The organism is Nocardia africana NBRC 100379 (assembly GCF_001612635.1).
Lineage (GTDB): Bacteria > Actinomycetota > Actinomycetes > Mycobacteriales > Mycobacteriaceae > Nocardia > Nocardia africana.
Genome location: NZ_BDAV01000012.1, coordinates 225617 through 245688, shown reverse-complemented (window position 1 = coordinate 245688; position 20072 = coordinate 225617). Strand labels below are relative to the sequence as shown.

The 20072-nt window shown below is 67.5% G+C and carries 13 protein-coding genes; 4 read left to right on the top strand and 9 right to left on the bottom strand.

Going from position 1 to position 20072, the window contains the following annotated elements:
• The first annotated feature begins 101 nt into the window (after positions 1-101).
• Positions 102-302 carry a DUF5988 family protein gene (locus NA3_RS22405; RefSeq protein ID WP_036497026.1) on the top strand — a complete coding sequence of 67 codons (201 nt, stop codon included), beginning with the start codon at positions 102-104 and terminating at the stop codon, positions 300-302.
• A gap of 89 nt (positions 303-391) precedes the next feature.
• Here NA3_RS22405 and NA3_RS22400 read toward each other — a convergent pair whose 3' ends face one another.
• From NA3_RS22400 to dprE1, 6 genes are all read right to left on the bottom strand, one after another.
• Positions 392-3763 (bottom strand): arabinosyltransferase domain-containing protein, encoded by a 3372-nt coding sequence (locus NA3_RS22400; RefSeq protein ID WP_372464258.1) that lies wholly within the window; start codon positions 3761-3763, stop codon positions 392-394.
• 50 nt (positions 3764-3813) lie between these two features.
• Positions 3814-7065, bottom strand: a complete 3252-nt coding sequence (locus NA3_RS22395) for an arabinosyltransferase domain-containing protein (protein WP_062965586.1) — start codon at positions 7063-7065, stop codon at positions 3814-3816.
• A 74-nt stretch (positions 7066-7139) separates the two neighbouring features.
• Complete coding sequence (locus NA3_RS22390; RefSeq protein ID WP_227995414.1) at positions 7140-8993, bottom strand: DUF6541 family protein; 1854 nt, start codon at positions 8991-8993, stop codon at positions 7140-7142.
• 172 nt (positions 8994-9165) lie between these two features.
• Complete coding sequence (locus tag NA3_RS22385) at positions 9166-11130, bottom strand: arabinofuranosyltransferase (protein ID WP_062965585.1); 1965 nt, start codon at positions 11128-11130, stop codon at positions 9166-9168.
• A gap of 175 nt (positions 11131-11305) precedes the next feature.
• On the bottom strand, positions 11306-12067 hold the full coding sequence (dprE2, locus tag NA3_RS22380; RefSeq protein ID WP_062965584.1) for a decaprenylphospho-beta-D-erythro-pentofuranosid-2-ulose 2-reductase: 762 nt from the start codon (positions 12065-12067) through the stop codon (positions 11306-11308).
• Positions 12064-13554, bottom strand: coding sequence for a decaprenylphosphoryl-beta-D-ribose oxidase (gene dprE1, locus NA3_RS22375; protein ID WP_167354271.1), 1491 nt, complete (start codon positions 13552-13554; stop codon positions 12064-12066). Before dprE1 ends, dprE2 begins: the two co-directional genes overlap by 4 nt.
• A 167-nt stretch (positions 13555-13721) precedes the next feature.
• On the opposite strand from dprE1, the gene NA3_RS22370 reads away from it, so the two are divergent.
• Entirely contained in the window at positions 13722-14204 is a 483-nt protein-coding gene (locus NA3_RS22370; RefSeq protein WP_084491776.1) for a GtrA family protein, read from the top strand.
• Positions 14205-14216: 12 nt separating this feature from the next.
• Here NA3_RS22370 and NA3_RS22365 read toward each other — a convergent pair whose 3' ends face one another.
• From NA3_RS22365 to NA3_RS22355, 3 genes are all read right to left on the bottom strand, one after another.
• Positions 14217-14837, bottom strand: a complete 621-nt coding sequence (locus NA3_RS22365; protein WP_062965583.1) for a pyridoxamine 5'-phosphate oxidase family protein — start codon at positions 14835-14837, stop codon at positions 14217-14219.
• Between the two features lie 371 nt (positions 14838-15208).
• The gene (locus tag NA3_RS22360) at positions 15209-17422 is read right to left on the bottom strand and encodes a molybdopterin-dependent oxidoreductase (RefSeq protein WP_062965582.1); all 2214 of its coding nucleotides are present in this window, start codon (positions 17420-17422) and stop codon (positions 15209-15211) included.
• A 100-nt stretch (positions 17423-17522) separates the two neighbouring features.
• Entirely contained in the window at positions 17523-18005 is a 483-nt protein-coding gene (locus NA3_RS22355; RefSeq protein WP_062965730.1) for a hypothetical protein, read from the bottom strand.
• A 368-nt stretch (positions 18006-18373) separates the two neighbouring features.
• Between NA3_RS22355 and NA3_RS22350 the strand changes: the two genes are divergently transcribed.
• The gene (locus NA3_RS22350) at positions 18374-19072 is read left to right on the top strand and encodes a DUF4282 domain-containing protein (RefSeq protein WP_227995413.1); all 699 of its coding nucleotides are present in this window, start codon (positions 18374-18376) and stop codon (positions 19070-19072) included.
• 123 nt (positions 19073-19195) lie between these two features.
• Positions 19196-20068 (top strand): helix-turn-helix domain-containing protein, encoded by an 873-nt coding sequence (locus NA3_RS22345; protein ID WP_062965581.1) that lies wholly within the window; start codon positions 19196-19198, stop codon positions 20066-20068.
• Positions 20069-20072: the final 4 nt, after the last annotated feature.

Sequence of the window (20072 nt, the reverse complement as noted above, 5' to 3'; positions counted from 1 at the left end):
CCCACGCGCGTCGCTGGGGTAACGCCCGGTTGAACGCCGGGTAGCGCGTGTCTTTCGTGGAATCGCCCGGTCGGCGGGCCGCCATATGAGAGCCTTCAGCTATGGGTAGCTCACCGAAGGCTGTACTCGAAGGCGGGCCGGCCGACCTGCCGCACCGCATCGTTCCCATCACTCCACCCGGCATCGAATTACGCGTGCAGAACGCCGGTGGCTACGAACGCTTCAAATCCACACCACGTCGCCAGGACACTCCCGAAGGCAATCTGCCCGTCTACGAATGGATCGAACACGTCGACGTGTAGGGCCCCGGCAACCCCACATCGCCGCATACGACAACGGCGGGCGGCGCACGATATGTGCGCCGCCCGCCGTCGTTCGCGGGGACTACCGATCAGAACACTCGCAGCTGTCCGGGACTCCAGAATCCGGAGCGCGTCGCGGTACCGGTGTCCACCTTCGCCGGTGTGGCATCGGTGTAGTACCGGTCGTAGCGCTCCAGGGTGCCCCAGTCACGAGCCCAGTTGTCCTTCAGGTAGGTCGGGATCGTGGTGGAGCCCGCCAGCATCTGGGTGAAACCGAGCGGGCCGCCGAATTCCTCGGCCTGCCAGGTATCGGTCGAGCTCACCGCGAGCGGGCGGTCGGGCAGGATGCGGTAGTTCGGCATGGTCGCGACGCCGTAGCGGTGCGGGAACGGGTTCTGGCACGGGAACTGCAGACCCACCGCCCAGTCCTCGAGCACCGGCTGCTCGGAGCCCAGGAAGGTGTTCAGCGTGACCATCTTCGGCACCCGCGGCGGTGTGAACGCCAGCCACTGGTCACCGATCAGCACATTGCGATTGGCCGAGATCCGGACCGCATCGGCATCCGCGGCGATCTCCGACAGCGGAATGCGCAGGTTGCGCCACGACGGCGCCGGGCCGATATCGCGCGGAACGTAGCTGCCCTCGAATTTCACCGAACCGTCGGGCTGGCGTTTGCCGTACTCCAGCTTCAGGTCCTGGCCGTACTGCAGCGCACCGGTCTGGTCGAACGACAGGATGCGGCCGGCCGCGGAGATGACCACCAGCGGTGAATCCGCCGACCGAGCGGGCAGTTCGTACCAGCTCGAGGTCAGATGCGCGGGCTGCTGCAGGCCCTGCTGATAGCTGCCCATCACCGGCGTCGTCTTCGGGTCGAGGCCGTAGGGCAGTGCGACGGTCGAACCGTTGATACCGGCCTCTCTGGTGGTGCCGCCGCCGGTGCCCGCGTTCTGGCCCTCGGCGAAGTTCGCACCCACCGACTGGTTGGAGGTGTTGCCGGTGCCCGGCTTCACCTCCACCGCATCGGCTTTCAGATCGGTCGGCACACCGTTGGGATCGAAGCCGGTCGGGTCGGCACCGGCCAGCGGATCGTTGTCCTTCGGCGGATGCGCGGGATCGATGATCGGATTCAACCGGCCCTGATTCGGATTCGACTCGACCAGAACGTCATCGGCGATTCCGCAGCGGTTGCCGTCGACCGCGTCGACGTTGCCGCGGGCCAGTGAGTAGGCCGGGTACTGGGATACCGCGCCCTTGGCCAGCGACAGCACCTCGAACAACACCATCGCCGCGGCGACGAGCGTGAGCGGAATGGCCGCGAATCGGCGAATACGCTTGCCGCGCGACGTTTTCGAACTCTCCGGCGGTTTGGCGTAGCCCTCGCGCAGCGCCTGCCAGGCCACCACCGCGAGCGCGAGGCCGAACAGCACCAGCATCAGCGTGTTGGACTGGAGGCCGTGCAGGGAGACCGTCTTGTCGAACCACGGCACGCCGTAGCTCGACACGTACCAGTAGCCGTTGGTGCCGGAGAACGACAGCGCCAGGGCGAACAGCAGGGCGGCCAGGAAGATCGAGCGGTTCTTGCGCGACCGCAGCGCCGTCGCCGAGACCGCGACCGCGGTCACCGCCGCCAACGCCCCCGCGATGCCCGCGTAGGCGCCGAAGTGGTGGGTCCACTTGGTCGGGTTGAACATCATGAAGAAGATGGTTCCGCAGACCACCCCGATCAACCGCCAGGTCGGACCGCTGGAGATGCCGGGAATCTGCTTGCGCCGCAACAACACCAGGGCGGTGGTGATCAGGCACAGGATCATCACGATGAAGGCGAATCGGCGCGAGACCGAGCCGTCGACGGTCTGGACGAACAGGTAGTAGTAGCGCAGGTAGTCCTCGTACCAGGCCAGGTTCGGGCCGGTGAGGCGGCGCACCCGGTTGGCCTCCTGGATTCCGGCGAAGGTCTGGTCGCTGTAGACCACGGTGAGCACCAGGAAACCGGCCGCCGCGATCGGCGCCAGCAACGGTAGTGAGGACACGAATCCCGAAGCACGCCAGCCACTACCGGCACGCGCCTGCAGATCGCGCTTGCGGCGCACCACGATTCGCACCAGCGGGCGGATGCCGGCGAGCAGGGCGGCCACACACATCAGTCCGGTCGGGGCGGCGGCGAGGGTGAACGCCGCGACCAGTACCGCGCCGGCGGCGGGCAACAGGCGTCCGGTGGCGATCGCGCGTTCGATGGACACCCAGGTCAGCAGCGCACCGAGCGCGACGATCGGCTCCGAGCGCAGTCCGTTGTCATAGGGCAGCCAGAAGGCGAGGAACACCAGCCCGCCGGTCCACAGCGCGACCTTCGAGGTCCGCACGCTGCGGCCCAGTCGCGGCACCACCTCGCGGCTGATCACCATCCAGCACAGAATTCCGCACACCAGCGCGGGGATGCGCACCCACGGGCTGGCCGTGGAGACCTGCGCGAAGACCTGGATGACGTCGTAGTACCAGCCGAACGGCGCCTCCGGCACGCCGTACCAGCGGAAATAGTTGGCCAGATAACCGGCGTGCGGCGCCACCCGCACCATCGTGAGGATGTAGCCGTCGTCGGAGGTGTTGGCGCCGATGAAGTGCCACACCAGCAGGATGCCCAGGACCGCGCCGTCGGCCCAGGTCGGCTTCAGCCAGTGCGCGGGGAAGAAGCGGCGGTGGCCACGGCCGTCGCTGGTGTCGAGGCGGCCGAGCGCGGCCAGCGCGATGAGTGTGCACAGCACCGCGGCGAGCATCGCGACCAGTTTGATCACGGTCGGCGACGAGGAGAAGCGGGAATCGACGGTCATGTGGAACGACAGCCCGGCCGGCGCCGCACCCTTCAGATCCGAGAACACGCCGACCACCTGCGGCCGCAGATCACCCTGCAGGGCGCCGTCCACCGGCACGGTCACCGTTTCGGTGCCACCGCCGGCGGCGGGCCGTTCGACCTGTTTGGTCAGGCCCTCGAAGTGGGCGTAGGTCCGGTCGATATCCGAGGTGATGGTGATCGCGGTGCAGCCGTCGAGTTCGCCGCGCTTCGCGGAGGCGACGATCGCGTTGCGGTCGACCACATCGACCGAATCGCTGGTGACACGCACGAACATGCCCTCGAGCGCGGCCCGGTCGCCCTGCGGCGGCGCGGTGTTGAGCAGCATGCCGCCCTGGGGCAGCTGTGCCACCGTCGAACACGGAATCGATGCCCGCAGATCCACCGGGACCTGCGACATCAGCGGCGCCTCGACATTGCCGATGGTCCCGCCCTGCGGCCAGTTCACCTCGGCGGTGGTCTGCTGGACCGGCAGAAACGGGGTGGCGAGCGCGAAGATCGCACCGAGCAGGCCGGCGATCACCGCGATCATCCGGGCGGTGCGGAAATCGCGCGAGGTCACCGGTAGTTCGGTGACCGCCGGTTTGGTCAAGACAGCTGTTGCGGCGTCGGGCACGGATGGTGATGTTATCTGCCCACACTGAGAGTGACCGTGTTCACGCCCCGCTATTTCACTTTGATGGGCGCATCCTTGGCCCAGCCCCAGCGCGTCTCGACCGTCACCCCGACATCGGCCTGGCGCGCCTCCGGAACATAGGGCGTGAACCGTTCCAGCGAACCCCAGTCCCGGCCCCAGTCGTCGTTCAGATAGGCGGGAATGGTCTGGGCCGACAGCAGCAACCCCGTCCAGCCCAGTGGACCGCCGCCGATATCGTCCTGCCAGGCGTTGGAGGCGTCCGAACCGACCCGGTCCGGCAGGATGCGCCACTTCGGCACCTCGGCCACGCCGTCCTTGTGGTCGAACGGGCGCTGGCAGGGGAAGGCCAGGCCGACGTGCCAATCCTCGAGGACCGGATCGGTGTGTCCGACCACCGAGTCGAGGGTGGCGAGCTTCGGCAGTCGGGGCGGTGTGACCGCGAGCCACTGCTTCGGCGTCAGGTCGTTGGCGACCGCCACGATCCGCACCGCGTTGGTCCCGTCCGGAATGCGGTCCAGCGGCACCCGCATATTCCGCCACGACGGGCCGCCCCCGATATCCAGCGGAACGAACGAGCCCAGCGGCCGCACGGTGCCGTCGGCGGCCCGGTCGCCGAAGTCGACGCGCAGATCCTGCCCGTAGGTGACCACGCCGTCGGCGTTCACCGATTTGATTCGTCCGGCCGCGGTGACCACCAGGACCTTGCGGTCCGGGTCCTGGCGGGCGCCGGGCAGATCCATCCGGTACCAGCCCGAGGTCAGATGCGCCTGCTGTTTGGTCCCGGTGGTGTAGCTGCCCATCACCGGGGTGCGGGCCGGGTCCAGTCCGAACGGCAGTGCGACGGTACTGCCGTTCACGCCCGCCTGCTGCGTGGTGCCGCCGCCGGTGCCCGCGGTGGTGGTGTGGGTGGTCTTGTTGGCGGAATCGGTGTTGACCGAATTCGCGCCGCCGGTGGTCGTCTCCTCGGCGTCGGCGGTCAGATCCTTGGCCACACCGTTCGGGTCGAAGCCCACACTGTCGGCGCCGAGCGCGTCCGCCGCGGAACCGGAGTAGGGCTGCAGCAGGGAATCGGCGGTATCGGTTTCGGTGAGGACCGCGTCGGCCAGGGAGCAGGTATGGCCGCCCAGGGCACGGATATTCGACTTCGCGATGGAGTAGGCCGGATATTGCGTGATCGCGCCCTTGCCGAGGGAGGCGACCTCGAACAGCACCATCACCGCGGCCGCGATCGTCAGCGGTTGCACCGCCCAGGTGTCGAACCGCCCGCGGCCCTCGCTCTTTCGATACGGCTCGCGGTAGTACTGATAGGCCGCCAGCAGCAGGCTCAGCACCGCGAGTCCGAGGAACAGTGTCGAGAGCCCTTTACCCGCGATCAGTGGCGCCTTGTCGTACCACGGCACACCGTAACTGGAGACGTACCACCAGCCGTTGGATCCGGTGAACGTGATCGCCAGCAGGAAGAACACCGCGGCCGCGAACAGCGAGCGGTTGTAGCGGGCGCGAATCCCGTTGATACCCACCGCGACCGCGGTCAGCGCCGCGAGTGAGCCAGCCAATCCGGCATACACACCGAAGTGGTGGGTCCATTTCGTCGGAGTGAACATCATCAGCAGCAGCGACATGAACACGATGCCGAGGATGCGGGCCGAGGGCCCCTTCGAGGTGCCCGGGATCCGGCCGTTCTTGCGCAACATGACCAGGACGCACACCAGCAGGCACAGCAGCATCCCGAGAATGCCGAACCGGCGGGCCAGCGAGCCGTCCGGGGCCAGCATCAGCAGCGAATCCCAGCGGGTCCGCTCGTCGAACCAGGCCACATTCGGCCCGATGACCTTGCGGACCCGGGTCGCCTCCATCACCGAGGCCAGGGTCTGATCGGCGAAGACCACCACCAGGACCAGCGCTCCGGCGGCCGCGCCCGGCGCGAGCAACGCACCGTACCGCAGGACCGCCGCACCGGCCGAACCGCCGCCGCGAGCGCGGGAAATGATGTGCTGCAGAACCGGTCGCGAGCCGGCGACCAGGGCGGCGATGCCGATGAGGCCGGTGGGCCCGGCGGCGAGCGAGAACGCGGCGATCAACACCGCGACCGCGGCGGGCAGCAGGCGTTTGGTCGCGATCGAGCGTTCGATCGAGCACCAGGTCAGCAGCGCGCCCAGGGCGATCAGCGGTTCCGGGCGCAGGCCGTTGTCGTAGGGCAGCCAGGCGACCAGGAACACCAGCCCCGCCGTCCACAGCGCCACGGTGTCGCGGCGGACGCGAGAACCCAGGCGCGGCAGCACTTCCCGGCTGATCACCAGCCAGCACAGCACACCGGCCAGCAGTGCCGGCAGCCGCATCCACCAGCCGGCGTCGCTGACCCGGGTCATCCAGGCCAGCACCTCGTACGGCCAGCCGAAGGGCGCCTCGGCCACTCCGAACCAGCGGTAGTAGTTGGCCATATAGCCCGAATGTTTCGACGCCCGAGCCATATTCAGGATGTAGCCGTCGTCGGAGGTGTTGGCGCCGATGATGTGCCAGACCACCAGGGTGCCCAGCACCACCACATCCGCGACGGTGACCCGCCACCAGTGCGCCGGCAGGAAGCGGCGCGGCCGTCGCCCGTCGGCGGTATCGATCAGATGCAGGCAGATCAGCGCGATGACGGTGAAGACGACCGCGCCGATGATCGCGGCCAGCTTCAGCGGGCTCGGTGTCGACGAGAAGCGCGAGTCGATGGCGGCGTGCAGATGGGCGTCACCGAGCTGCTCCCGAGTCAGATCGGTGAAGACGCCGACGATCTGGGGCCGCACATCGCCGCCGACGGTATTGGTGAACGGTGTGCCGTCCTGCCGTGTGACGCCGGTGAATTCGGCCGTCGTGGCCTGCGCGGTGGAGGTGACGACGAAGCGCGCGCAGTGGCCCACCTCGGCCAGCGATGCCGACAGCAACGGGATATCGCGCAGCCGCACCGAGAGTGTGCGCCCACCCGGCTCGTCGGCGATCTTGGCGATGAGACCCTTCGCGGAGGCATTGGGCGCGTCGGCGGGCACGGTGGACAAGACCGTGCCGCTGGGCAGTTCGCGCAGCGCGCCGCACGGCAGCGAGGCGTCGACGGCGAGCGGCACGTACGACACCAGCGGCGCGTTCACCGGGACCGATTGCGGCTGCGGCCAATCCAGGCTCGCCCGGTCCTCCCGCACCGGCAGCAGCGGTGTGAGCACCGCGAGGGCGACGGCGATCACCCCGGAGAGAAGGGCGATCACGCGGATGCGGGGAAACGCTGGAGAGTCTGCGCGCACCCAGCGATGCTAAGCGACCGGGGCGACGGGGCCCGGAGGTGGCAGCGCGTCACACGAATCTGCCGTCGCGCGAATCAACGCAGTGCGCGCACATCCCAGACGACGACTCCGTCGACCACCTGCCCGGGGACGCCGAGCAACTGGTCCAGGGTCGCGCGGATCACGCCGCCGTGTTCGGTCGGCGGCAGTACCACCACGTCGGCATGCCAGTAGTCGAGATCGGCCAGCGCTCGCGCCCGCGCGCGGGAATCGACCGGCTGGATCCGATCCGTCTTCTGCGCCCGCATCAACAGCGTCGCGGTCGGCCGATCGTCGGGACCGTAACGGCCCTTCTTCTCGGCCGTCGGCCCGACGAAGTAGCCGCCCGCGAGCGGGAAGCGGAAATGGGCGTCGACCTGCCAGCTCAGCGGCTGGGCGTCGAGCCGGGTCGGCGGCGGCGCGATCACCACCGAGCCGTCGCCGACATAGCGGTCGACCGTGCCGTCGGTGAAGAATCGCGGCGTCGGATCGCGATGGGTCACCGGCAGCACGGTCGGTACCAGCGGGACCAGCGCCAGCGCGACGGCGCTGAACCAGATCCCCGGCCGCAGATCCTTCGTGCCGGTGCGGCCGTATTCGAGGATGCGCTGCGTGCCCAGCACCAGGATCGTCGCGAGCGCTGGAATCGCGGCCATGGTGAAGCGGGTCTCCAGCACGGTGTTCAGCAGCGGCACCTGGTCGAGCCAGTGCCACGGAAGGGTGATTCCGGTATCGGACCTGCCGATTCGCAGCGATACGCCCAGCGACAGGATGCTGAAGACCACGATCACCGTGGTGGCCGCGCGAATCGCCCGATACTCGCGATGGCGCGCGCGCCACAGCCAGACCGCCGTCACAGCGGTCAGGGTCAGCAACGGCCAGCCGAAGAAGGCATTCTCCTCGGTCGGATTGATCGCCGGGATCTTGCCCGGGGCGAAGGCGCCGCCCAGCGATTGTGAGGGAAATTCGATCAGCGACTCCAGGTCGTTGGCCATCGGCCCGTGATCGATGGACCGGTAGCTCTGCGGTCCGAAGAACTGCCACCACAGCGGAATCGCCGTAGCGGCCACCGTGATCACCGCGGCCAGCACCAGGGTCGGCGCCACGGCCCGCGCCACCCGCAGCCCGGTCCGAGGTTCGTGCAGGTAGTAGACGAGGGCGAACAGGCCGAAGCCCAGGGCGAAGATCAGTAGCGGCTCCTCGCCGAGCGCGATCTGAAGTGCGACCAGAACCGCGAGCAGCACGGCCTCCCGCACCCGCCGCGCCCGGCTCACCGTGTCGCCGGACGCGGCCCGGCGCGCCATCCGGATGACGATCATCGCGAGTCCCGGCAGGATCGCCAGACCGACGAAATTGGGGTGCGCGTTGGCGTGCGAGATCATCGCGGGCGCGAAGCCGCAGAATGCGCCACCCAGCGCGGCGGCGGAACGGGACCGCACCAACTCCCGGGAGAACAGCCAATACCAGGCGAAACCGGTTCCGGCCAGGCCCAGGGTGAGCACGAGCGCGAAGGTGACGGTCGGGCCGAACAGCACGGTCACCGGCGTCAACGGGATCCCGACCCCGAACATGGCGGTATTGGCCATCATGTTCACGCCGTCGGGATAATTCTGCAGATTCGTGCCCAGCGGATTGTGCAGATGGATCACCGCGTGCGCGGTCTCGGCGAAGAACCACTCCCACATCGACTGGTCCTGGCCGCTCTTCACCAGGTATCCGTGTGCGGTGTCGCGCCACTGCCCGGACAGTACATAGGCGGCGCCGGCGAGATAGAGCGCCGCGACCACAAGATCCGCGCGGAACGCGAGGAGCCGGTCGAGCAGCCGCGCACGCCGGGAGGCTCTATCCGCGAGTCTCGGATCCGCGGATGTGCGCAGCTCAGGCCCCTCGGACAGGACGGCCGCGCTCACCCCCGGACGCTCTGACTCGCCCGGAACCGCTGGCCCGCCCTGCACCACTGGTCAAACACTCCTTCGGCCGACAATCAGCCACCCACCGTACCCATCGGGAATGAAGCAGGGCCGGGTCAAGCCTGTTTATCCACAGGAACGGGGAAAATCCACAGCGTTATCCACAGGGGAGTCAGGAACGCACAACCAGGGTGAACGGCCCGATATCGGTGATCCGGAAATGCGGATCGGCGAAGAGTGTCCGGGGGAATTCGACCGTGTAGCGGCGCACGTTGGGATCGTTCGGATAGACGTCCTCGGCCAGCCGCAGGGTGTAGTTCTCGCCGCTGCGGCGGAACAGGAAGGCGTCCGGCGCGCGCCACGGAGAGTGGTTCAGCGCGTCGATCAACTCGGCCGGTGATTTCAGCTCGCTCCACCGCTTGATCTCGGCGGCCCGGGCCGGGAAATCGGCGAGCGGGTTGGCGTAATGCGAGGTCAGCGCCTGGAAACCGAAGTACGGGTAGTAGGACAGGAAGCTGGTGTCGGCGGTCAGGACCACCGTCTGATCGCGCGGCCGCCCGGTCTGCTCGGTGAGGACCTGATCGATTCGGCCGTAATGCGACACCGCCGAGGGGCTGCGCTTGTCCGCCCGCGCCCCGGTGCCGTCGGTGTCGGTGTAGGCGGTGGTGATCTCGGCATTCAGGATGCCGGGAATGCTCTGCGTGAAGGCGAGCGCACCCAGGACCGCGACCGCCGCGGTCGCCGCCCGGAACCGTCGCGGTTCGTCGATCGCCTGGTAGATCGCTCGCGAGCCCTCGACGAAACCGAACGCTCCCGCCGCGGCCAGCAGCACCTGCAGGATCGGCTCCAACCGGAACGCCAGCCCGGTGGTTCCGGCCGCCGTGACCAGCATGGAGGCCAGCGACCACAGATAGATCGCGACCACCGAGATGCCGAGTGCCTGAGCTCGTCGTGAACTCGCCGCCCGCACCACCAGCCACAGGGTGCCGAGCAGGCAGAGGGCACCGAGCAGCGGCTCGGAGAAGTCGAACATCGGGAACGCGAGCCGCGAACCGGATTCCGGCAGGTAGTGCAGGGCGGTGTTGGATTCCGGCAGATGCCCGGTCAGCACCTTCGCCAGATACGGGCCCCAGACGACCAAGGCCAGGATCGCGGCAATCATGCCCATCACGAGCAAACGCAGCAGGATCGGCCACAGCAGGCGGAAGACGCCGAGCCGCGGAGCGCGCGGCTGATGCACCGCGATCTCGCGCTGCTGCCACCACAGGGTCGCCCAGGCGACGAGGCCCATCAGGACGACGGTGAAGACCGCGACCACGAAGAACAGCGTGTAGAACATCGCCGAGAGTCCGAGGAACGCGCCCGCCCCGATCGCCGCGCCCCAGCCGCCCGCGGTGCGCGGGGCGCCGGCCGATCTCGCCGCCGCCCCGAACTCGTCGGGCCGATACAGCGCCCCCCACGCCAGCACCATCGCCGGTGCGAACAGGATCACCAGCACGGCGCTGTAGGCCTCGGGCGAGGCGAACGCCACCATCACCGCGGTGGTGGTCGCCGCGACCGCGACCGCCCAATCCCAGCGAATCAGCTTGGACCACAACACGAGTGCCAGCACCGACGCCACCGCCAGCGACACGATCGCATACGGTTTGAACGTCTCCCACCCGGCCAGGCCGAGCAGATTCGCGACACGTCCGCCGATCCAGAACCAGCCGGCGGGGTAGTAGGCCGGAATATCGGCGTAGGTCATATCGTGCAGCGCGGCGGTATCGGTGAGTCGCGTCAGATATTCGGTGCGAAATTCCTGATCCACCGAAATGCCGAACAGATACAGCTTGGTCGCCGCGAGCGGCATTCCCAGCGTCACCGTGACGAAGGCGGAAATACCCGCCCAGGAGAGCACTTTCGCCACCCACGGCCACCGGCGCAACCGGATCAGCACGATGGCGAGCACCAGCAGCAGCGCCGCTCCCGCCTGCCCGACGGTGGTCAGCGCCCGAGTCACATTGGAGGAGTTGAACGCCGGCCACTGCACCGCCGACATCGCCGTCAGCCCGATCGCCGCCACCAGCGCGGCGACCACCGCCCCGACGACAGCCTCCCCGAGCCCGCCCCCGACCTGCCGGACTAGTACGCGCACAGTGCCTCCGGATCCTCTCTCGCCGCCGATCTGCCCGCGAGCCTACAAGCCGGGTGGAACCGGTTCGCGTCGGTGCGATGCTCGCGCTGTACCGGCGGCCGTCCTCGGAAAACGACGAAGGAGAGCCGGCGCTCGGTAGCGGCGACTCTCCTTCGCGGCTCGAACTCGAGCCGAATCAGATGGGAAGTTTGCGGAAGATCGGGCGCGGAACGTGGCGCAGGATCATCATGACCCAGCGGAACGTGCCCGGCGCCCAGACCAGTTCCTTACCCTTCTCGGACGCCGAAACCGCAAGCACCGCAACGTCTTCCTTGTTCACCGTGAGCGGCGCCTCGGCGACGTGCGCGGAGAACTGGGTACGCACCTGGCCGGGCCGCACGACGGTGACGCGCGGGCCGTGCGGGCGCAGCGCCTCGCCCAGTCCGAGGTAGAACCCGTCCAGGCCGGCCTTGGTGGAGCCGTAGACGAAGTTGGCGCGCTTGACGCGCTCACCGGCCACGGACGACATGACGATGATCCGCCCGAAACCCTGGGCCTTCATCTTCTCACCGACGAGCACGCCGACCGACACGCCCGCGGTGTAGTTGACCTCGGCGACGCGCACGGCCTTGAGCTGGTTCTGCCACAGCTCCTCGGCATCACCGTCGAGCGCGAAGGCGACGATCGCGACATCGATATCGCCGTCGGCCCAGGCCTGTTCGATCACCTTGGGGTGGCTGCCGGTGTCCAGGGCGTCGAAGTCGACGATCTCGACCTTCGACGCGCCCGCGGCCTCCAGCTGAGCGACCGACTGCGCCCGCAACGGATCGTTCGGCAGCGCCGCGAGCACCACCCGCGCCGGGCCCTTCTTCAGGTACTCCTCGACGATCGCGAGGCCGATCTCCGAGGTACCGCCCAAAAGCAGAATGTTCTGCGGGTTACCTACCGCGTTGATCACTGCAGCTCCAGCCTTCTCGCCATATCGGACATGAAAACGCCTGTGGGATCGACACTTCGGCGGACCTTGATCCACTCGTCGATCTTGGGATACATCTTGTGGAAGGTCTCCGCGGTGGTCCGGGAGTCCTTCGCGGTGTAGAGACGACCGCCGAATTCCAGTACGCGACGGTCCAATTCGGTGACCAGCTCGTTGAGGCCGGGCCGCACGGGGAAGTCGACGCAGATGTTCCAGCCCTCCATGGGGAAGCTCAGCGGCGCCTGGTTGCCCGGGCCGAAGAACTTCAGCACATTGAGCGCCGAGTAATGACCGGAACGCTGAATGTCGACGATGATCTTGGTGAATTCGTCCAGCGCCTCGGGCGGCAGGACGAACTGGTACTGGATGAAACCGGCCGATCCGTAGGCGCGATTCCACTCCGAGACCACGTCCAGCATGTGATAGAACTGCGTCAAGTTCATGATCTTGCCGGTGTAGTTGCCGCCGAGCGCGTAGTACGCCTCGCCGACCATGCCGAGAGTGAGCTTGTTGGCCGCGAAACTCGGGAAGATGTTCGGCACCGTCAGTAGATTCGGCGCGTCGAACTTCAGCGGGTTGCCGCGCAGTTTCTTCGGCAGTTCGTCCAGCTTGGCCAGGCGGCCGCGAGAAACGTTGGCGCGCCCCAGTTTCGGCGGTGCGCTGATCACGTCGAACCAGGTCGAGGAGTACGTGTAGTTCTCCTCGGAGCCGTCCTTGTGTACGGCGATGGTCTCGTCCAGCGTCGTGGTCTTGATGCCGTCGGCGATGAAGTAGGCCGTCTCGGTCGGCGTCATCTCGATCGTGGCCCGCAGGATGATGCCGGTCAGGCCGTTGCCGCCGACGGTCGCCCAGAACAGCTTGGCGTTCTTCTTGGGACCGATGTGCTGAATCTTGCCGTCGGCGGTCAGCAGATCGATCGACCGCACGTGGTTGCCGAAGCTGCCCGCGCTGTGGTGGTTCTTGCCGTGGATATCGGAGGCGATGGCGCCGCCGACGGTCACCTGCCTGGTGCCGGGCAGAACCGGAACCCACAGGCCGAAGGGGAGCGCGGCCTTCATCAGCTGATCGAGGCTGACACCGGCATCCACATCGACGAGGTGGCTGTCACGGTCGATCCGGTGGATGTTGTTCAGCGCCGACATGTCGATGACGAGGCCGCCACCGTTCTGCGCATGGTCGCCGTAGGACCGGCCGAGCCCGCGCGCGATCACACCGCGCCGCAGGTATGCCGGCTTGGACTCGTTGTCCTCCGCGACCATGGCCACGGCCTTGGCGATCAGTTCCGGATCGCCGGTCGAGAGCACTTCGGAGGTGGAGGGCGCGGTACGACCCCATCCGGTCAGTCGACGGGTGCGCGTCGGCAGCGAGAAGCTGTCGGCGGAGCCGTTGCTGCTTGCCTGTGACGCCTCGCCGTCGCCCGCGGAGTTCGCAGGACCCGCGGCGGTGGAGGTCTGAGCTTTCGTGGACATCGGCATAGAGGCTACAGGTATGGCCGGGGAAGGGGTCGGCTGTCGCGTGTCCGCGGCCCGCTCGAGGCGGATTTCACAGCGGCGACCGGGGCGGGAGTGCGGTTGTCGCGGCGGGGCGGGAGTGCCGCTGTCGCGGTGGGGCGTGACCGACCCGCTACTCTCGTGCCGTGAGTGCGGAACCCCATCTCCCTCTTCCGGCCGAATTGCCCCTGGTAGACGAGCCGGGTGGTACAGATGTCGATCTGAAGACGCAGATTGTCCGGTTCGTCCTCACCGGTGGACTGTCGGCGATCGTCGACTTCGGGCTGTACGTGCTGCTCATGGCTCTGTTCGGGGTCCCGCGCGATTTCGCCAAGGCCTGCAGTTTCATCGTCGGTACCACCACGGCGTATCTGATCAACCGGCGCTGGACGTTCAAGGCGCCGCCGAGCCGCAGCCGGTTCGTGGCGGTGGTGATCCTTTACGCCGTGACCTTCGCGGCGCAGGTCGGTATCAATGCCCTGCTCAACGACACGCTGCCCGCGATGTCGGTGGACATCGCCGGCCATTCGGTGAAGGGCGCGGTTCTGATCGCCTTCGTCATCGCGCAGGGCGTGGCCACGGTGATCAACTTCGTCGTGCAGCGTGCGGTGATCTTCAAGATCCGCTGACCTTCCGGACCGTCAACCCTCGCTGACGAGGGCCCGCGCCTGCGCCTTGGCGCCGAAGTAGTCCCCACCCTTGGCTCGCGGACTGTCGGTACCCCACTCCCGTTCCTCGCGGGCGGCCGGAGTCAGGTGCGGGATGTGCTTTCGGCAGTGGATGTAGGCCTCCTCGACGTCCACGACCACCCACCGTTCGGCGACGCGCCCGCGCTCGGCCGCCGGCAGGTCGGGTACCCGGACCCGCAGGGCTTGATCGTCGACGATGCGTGCCGATCCGTTGATATGCAGCCCGACCAGGTCGCGGACGAAGTCGATCAGCAGGATGCCGACGTGCGGATTCTCCAGGATGTTGCCGAGCGAGGCCATCACTCCGTTGCCGCGGTACTCCGGATAGGCGACGGTGTGGTCGTCGATGACGTGCACGAATCCGGGTTTGCCGGCCCGGAAGCTGGTATCGCATTCGCCGTGCCGGTCGGCGGTGGCGATGAAGGCCATATCCATCCGGCCCACGAACTCGCGCATGCGGGAGTTGAGGCTGTTCAGCACCTGTTCGTCGTAGAAACGCTCCGCGCGCTCCTCGGTGCCGAATCGGCGTTGCAGTTCTCGCTCACCGTCACTGCCGCCTGTGGAACCGGACATGCCACACCCCTCCGGGTAGCTGAGATCCGCACGTAGATGGTTCGGCGCCGAACCCGAGATTTGCCGAAATACTATAGGAACAAACGTGTTTCGGATGGCGAAATCCGTGAACCCGCTGATGGCGCAGACTGTCGGTGAAGGTGATCTGTTGGTTGTGCCGCTCCCGCGCCGCACTTTCGCGTACTGACCCGGGCTCGGCAAATGCCCGAAATGCCGTTTGCCCCACGGCTGCTGACCGATTTCACAGGGATCTATGGCCGAAACCGCTTGCGAGCGGGAATGTTTCACATCGAGAAAGCGGGAATAGCGCGCTGGTTGCCTGTTACGTCTCGAGCGCGCTATCCCCTTGCGCGTGCCGGCCGGTGGGAGAATCACACCGGCGTGATGGTCACCGGAACTCCGTTGAACACCGCATTCCCGGATACGGCGTCGATGCGGGAATCATCGGTGAGGGCATTGGCATTCACGCCGGCGTGCTCCCGCGCGACGGTTTGTGTACTGCCCGAATGTCCCCATCCGTGCGGCAGGCTCACCACCCCGGGCATGATCCGGTCGTTCGGTTCCACCGGCACGGTCAGCTTTCCGGTCGCCGATTCGATCGCGGCCAGCTCGCCCAGCCCGAGGCGGGCGACATCGTCGGGATGAATATGCAGCGTGCAGGTATTGGAACCACCGACCAGGGCCGGCACATTGTGCATCCAACTGTTGTTCGACCGGAGTTGCCGACGGCCGATCAACACCACATCCGGCCGGGCAGCGGACAATTCGGCCACCAGCCGGGTCGTATCGTCGAGCAGCGGCTGCGGCGCAAGCTCCACCTTCTGTGAATCCGTGCGCAGCACGCCGGGCAGTCGCGGTTGCAGCGCACCCAGGTCGACGCCGTGCGGATTGTCCAGCAGAACCCGCAGGTTCAGCCCCTCGGGCGCGATGTCGACGGGCCGGCGATCGGGATTCCATTCGCCGTACGGGCCCAGTCGCAGCATCATGTCGATGCGCTGTTCGGTGCTGTCGGCGCCGATCAATTCGGCGCGTCGCTCGGTGAGTCCGGCCTTGTGCAGCGTGCCGGCGATGATCAGCTCGTCCACCGCCGCGACGCAATCACGGCCGGGCTCCGGCTGCTGCCCCGCCAGGGACAGCGCGAGACGGGCCAGTATTTCCGGTTCCGAGGGCCGGTCGTCGGGCAGCGCGACCAGCGGCGGCGAATAGCGGGCGTAGTTGTGCACGGCGAACTGCAGTAGCGCGAAATCGTAGTGCGGCGCCTGCAGGGTGCGCGGCGGCGGCAGGATCACGTCGGCATGGCGGGTGGTCTCGTTGAGATAGCGATCCACACTGACCATGAAGTCCAGACCGGCCAGCGCCTCGCCCAGCCGGGCACCGGCGGGCGCCGAGAGCACCGGATTGCCGGCCACCGTCACCAGCATCCGGACCTGTCCGTCACCGGGAGTGAGAATTTCGTCGGCCAGCGTCGCGACGGGGAATTCGCCCATGGCTTCGGGCAATTCGCGCACCCGGCTGGTCCAGCGCCCGAGCCGGAACGGCCGCGTCCGTACGATGCCCAGTGCCGCGGCGGTCGCGAACATCGCGCCGCCGGGCCGGTCGAGATTGCCGGTGAGCACGTTGATCACATCCACCAGCCACTGTGTGAGGGTGCCGAATTCGGCGGTGCAGGTGCCGATGCGCGCGTAGACCGCGGCCGTCGGCGCCGCGGCCAGCTCCCGCGCCAGCCGCCCCACGGTGTCGGCCGGGATGCCGGTGCGCGCCTGCACCGCCTCGGGGGTGAACGGAGTTGCCGCCGAACGGATCTGCTCGAGGCCCGCCACCTCGATCCGGATATCGGTCAGATTCTCCGCGAAGAGCGTGTGCACGATGCCGAACAGCAGATACGCATCGCTGCCGGGCCGGATGAACAGATGCTCGTCGGCGAGATCGGCGGTCCGGGTGCGTCGCGGATCGACCACGACCAATCGTCCGCCGCGCTTGCGCAGCGCCTTCAACCGGCCCGGGTAGTCCGGGGCGGTGCACAGCGAGCCGTTGGACTCCAGCGGATTGGCGCCGAGCATGAGCAGATAGTCGGTGCGGTCCAGATCAGGCACCGGGACGGTGAGCGGATCGCCGAACATGAGCCCGCTCGACACTTGTTTCGGCATCTGATCGGCGGTGCTGGCCGAGTACAGATTGCGCGTGCTCAACGCCCGGATGAGCGCCGGCACGTACAGCGCGCCGGCGACGGTGTGTGCATTCGGATTGCCCAGATACAGCGCCGCGGCCTGACGACCGTGGTCGCCGAGGATGGCCGGCGCCCGCTCGGCGATGAGGTCGAAGGCCTCGTCCCAGGTGGCCTGCCGCCAGGTGTCGGTGGCGCGATCCCGGATGATCGGTTCGGTCAGCCGATCGGGGTCGGCGTCGAGCGCCCCCAGGCTCGCACCCTTCGGGCAGATGAAGCCGCGGCTGAACGGATCCTCGCGGTCGCCACGCACGCTGGTCACCCGGTTGTCGGCATCCAAGGTGATCTCGAGCCCACAGACGGCCTCGCACAGCGGGCAGGTGCGGTAGGTGGTCCGGGTTTCCGTGGTGACGCGCGTCATGGACCCATCATCGTCGGCGGCACGGTGTCGCGCCGCGATTCATCCGAAATGCACGAAACCGCGAGAACATTCCGTTCTCGCGGTTTCGCGGTTGGTCGATTCAGCTGGCGATACGAGCGACCTGCGGCTTGCGACCGGAGTTCGCCGAGCGCACGGCCGCGGCGATCGCGACGACCGGCGGCAGCCAGCGGGCCTCGGTCGGCGCCACACCCCAGCAGGCCTCGCCGGCCGAGAGCTGGGTGGGCGGCAACGGGATGCCCGCACCGTCGGTGTGCACGATCGCACCCGCCGCGCGCAGCGCCTCGAGCGCCATCGCGGCCTTGGCGAGACCGGTCACCAGGTGGATCTCGCGGCGCTCGGCGCCCGGGATCTCGATCACCGGTCCGGTCAGGTTGTTGGCCCGCAGGAATCGGCGCACGTTCGCGGCCAGTTCGCCGGCGACCTCGATACCCGAAACATTCGTATCGGTGATCAGGCAGATGCCGTTGGCCGTTTCAGCGACCGTCCACCCGCGCCGGATGTAGTCCTGCGCGGTAGCGGCCAACGTCGCCGCTGGGACGGAAGTCGGAAACGCTGTACGCACTGTCTTCTCCATTCCCCGGGTAGATCTGGGTCCTGCCTCGGTGTTCATGGGACGTATCGGGCCGCGCTACCGGCGGTGTTACAACTTGGTGGAAATTTCTTCGTGATGGTCGGATACGTCACAGGGGTGGGCGGTGATCGCCGGTGGCTATGAACCATTCGGACCGCCGTTCGCCGCCGTTGTGAACTGCTACGACTACCACTTTTGTGCCCGTCGCTGTGAATCGAATGCGTTGCGGCTGTTGATTCCCTGGCAGGTCGCTGGGAAGAAAAAGGGATGAAAGTGTGATGTGAGTCGCATGTGGCCGATGGGATTCGAACCCGCCGGGAGATTGCTCGCTTCCGCTGTGCCGGGAGAGGATTCGAAACATGAGCGATGAACCGCAGCGGCCGAGGAGCCGGGACTCCGATACCGCCGCCGCGCGCGATTCCGCTGCGGGCGCACGAAATATGGACGAAGCGCTCGAATTGCCGGCCGAACGCGCCGGCGCCGACGACCGGCCCGGCGACGATGAACCGGGCGTCGCCGACTACGCGGTGGAATCTCGCTGGCTCGCATGGAAGGACTCCGCACGACGACGCCGGTCGCCGGACGACACCGCCGACGAGGGCGAGACCGCCGAGGACGAGCGGCCCGAACCGTTCCGGAGCCCGGGTGCCTTCCGGGCCTGGTGCGGTGCGGCCGCCCGCGCGCTGCTGGATGTGCAGTTCCGCACGCCGGCCACGCGTACGCTGCTCCCGCTGGCCTATCTTCTGGGACTGGCCTTCGCGATCGGCATCCCGCTGGTCCTGGTCGTGGTGCTGTGGCAGGTATCCGCGCTGCTGGGGTTGATCTTCGCGATCGTGGTGGCGGTGCCGCTCGGCCTGACCATCGCGGCCTCGGTCCGATTGGCGCTGGAATTCCTGGTCAACGCCTCGCGGCTGGCAACCCGGGTGGAACACATCAATACCCTCGCCGACGATCTGTTCCGGGCTCTGTCCGATGTCGCCGAGCCGGTGAACCAGCTTTCCGAAGACGTTCGCGCGGTGCAATTCTGGCGGTTCCGCAAGCGTCCGCCGCGCAAGTAGCAGGGCATCCTTCGGCCGGCCGATCGGCGCGGCTGTCGGGCGTTGTTCTGTTGTGCAACAATCCGTTCGGGGGTGCCCGGAGCGAATCCCGGTGCCCGCGAGGGTTTCAGCCGAGGGGGACAAATGGCTTCACCGCAGGGGATCACCGGTTCGACCATGCCGCGGCGGCAACTGGGCCGCCGGTTGCGCGACCTGCGCAATCGTGCTCGGATGACGACCCGGGTGGCAGCTCGCCGGCTGGAATGGTCGGAGGCCAAGATCTGGCGGATCGAGACCGGTCAGACCTCTCTGCGCAGTCTCGATGTGGAAGCCATGTGCAAGATCTACGGCGCACCCGAGGCCGAGCTGGAACCCCTCACCGCCCTGGCCCGGGAAACCAAGGCCCGGGGGTGGTGGGCTCCCTACAGTGACGTGATCGCCGAGGGTTTCGACGTGTACATCGGCCTGGAAGAGGCCGCGACCGAAATCTCCACCTTCGAGAGCGAATTCGTGCCGGGCCTGCTGCAGACCGAGGACTACACCCGCGCGCTGCTGACCGCGGCCCGGCCGGATCTGAGCCCCGTCGATATCGAGCGCCGGATCGAGGTGCGCGGGCAGCGGCAGCGTCTGCTCAACCGCACCCCGGATCCGGTGCGGCTGGTGGCGATCATCGCCGAATCGTTGCTGTGGCGGCGGATCGGTGATCCGGCCGTGATCGCGGGGCAACTGGATCATCTGCGCCGCATGTGCGAGCGCCCGAATATCGACATTCGGTTGGTGCCCAACGATTCCGGCTACCACGCGGGTCTCGAATCCGGGCGATTCGTCCTGTTGGAATTCGGCGCGGCCGGCGCGGAAACGACCGAGCCGCCGGTGGTGTACGTCGAAAATTTCGTCGGGTCTACCTATTTCGACAAAAATTCCGATATCGACCGCTATCGAGGCGCATTCGCGAATATCCGCGCCGCCTCGGTGGACGGGCGAGAGGTGCTGGACGAGGCCATCGCCGCCACCTGACGCG

Coding starts and splice junctions, on each gene's coding strand:
- NA3_RS22360 (WP_062965582.1), bottom strand. CDS start 17,422: ATGACGCGCGTCACCACGGAAACCCGGACCACCTACCGCACCTGCCCG.
- NA3_RS22345 (WP_062965581.1), top strand. CDS start 19,196: ATGGCTTCACCGCAGGGGATCACCGGTTCGACCATGCCGCGGCGGCAA.
- NA3_RS22405 (WP_036497026.1), top strand. CDS start 102: ATGGGTAGCTCACCGAAGGCTGTACTCGAAGGCGGGCCGGCCGACCTG.
- NA3_RS22365 (WP_062965583.1), bottom strand. CDS start 14,837: ATGTCCGGTTCCACAGGCGGCAGTGACGGTGAGCGAGAACTGCAACGC.
- NA3_RS22350 (WP_227995413.1), top strand. CDS start 18,374: ATGAGCGATGAACCGCAGCGGCCGAGGAGCCGGGACTCCGATACCGCC.
- dprE1 (WP_167354271.1), bottom strand. CDS start 13,554: ATGTCCACGAAAGCTCAGACCTCCACCGCCGCGGGTCCTGCGAACTCC.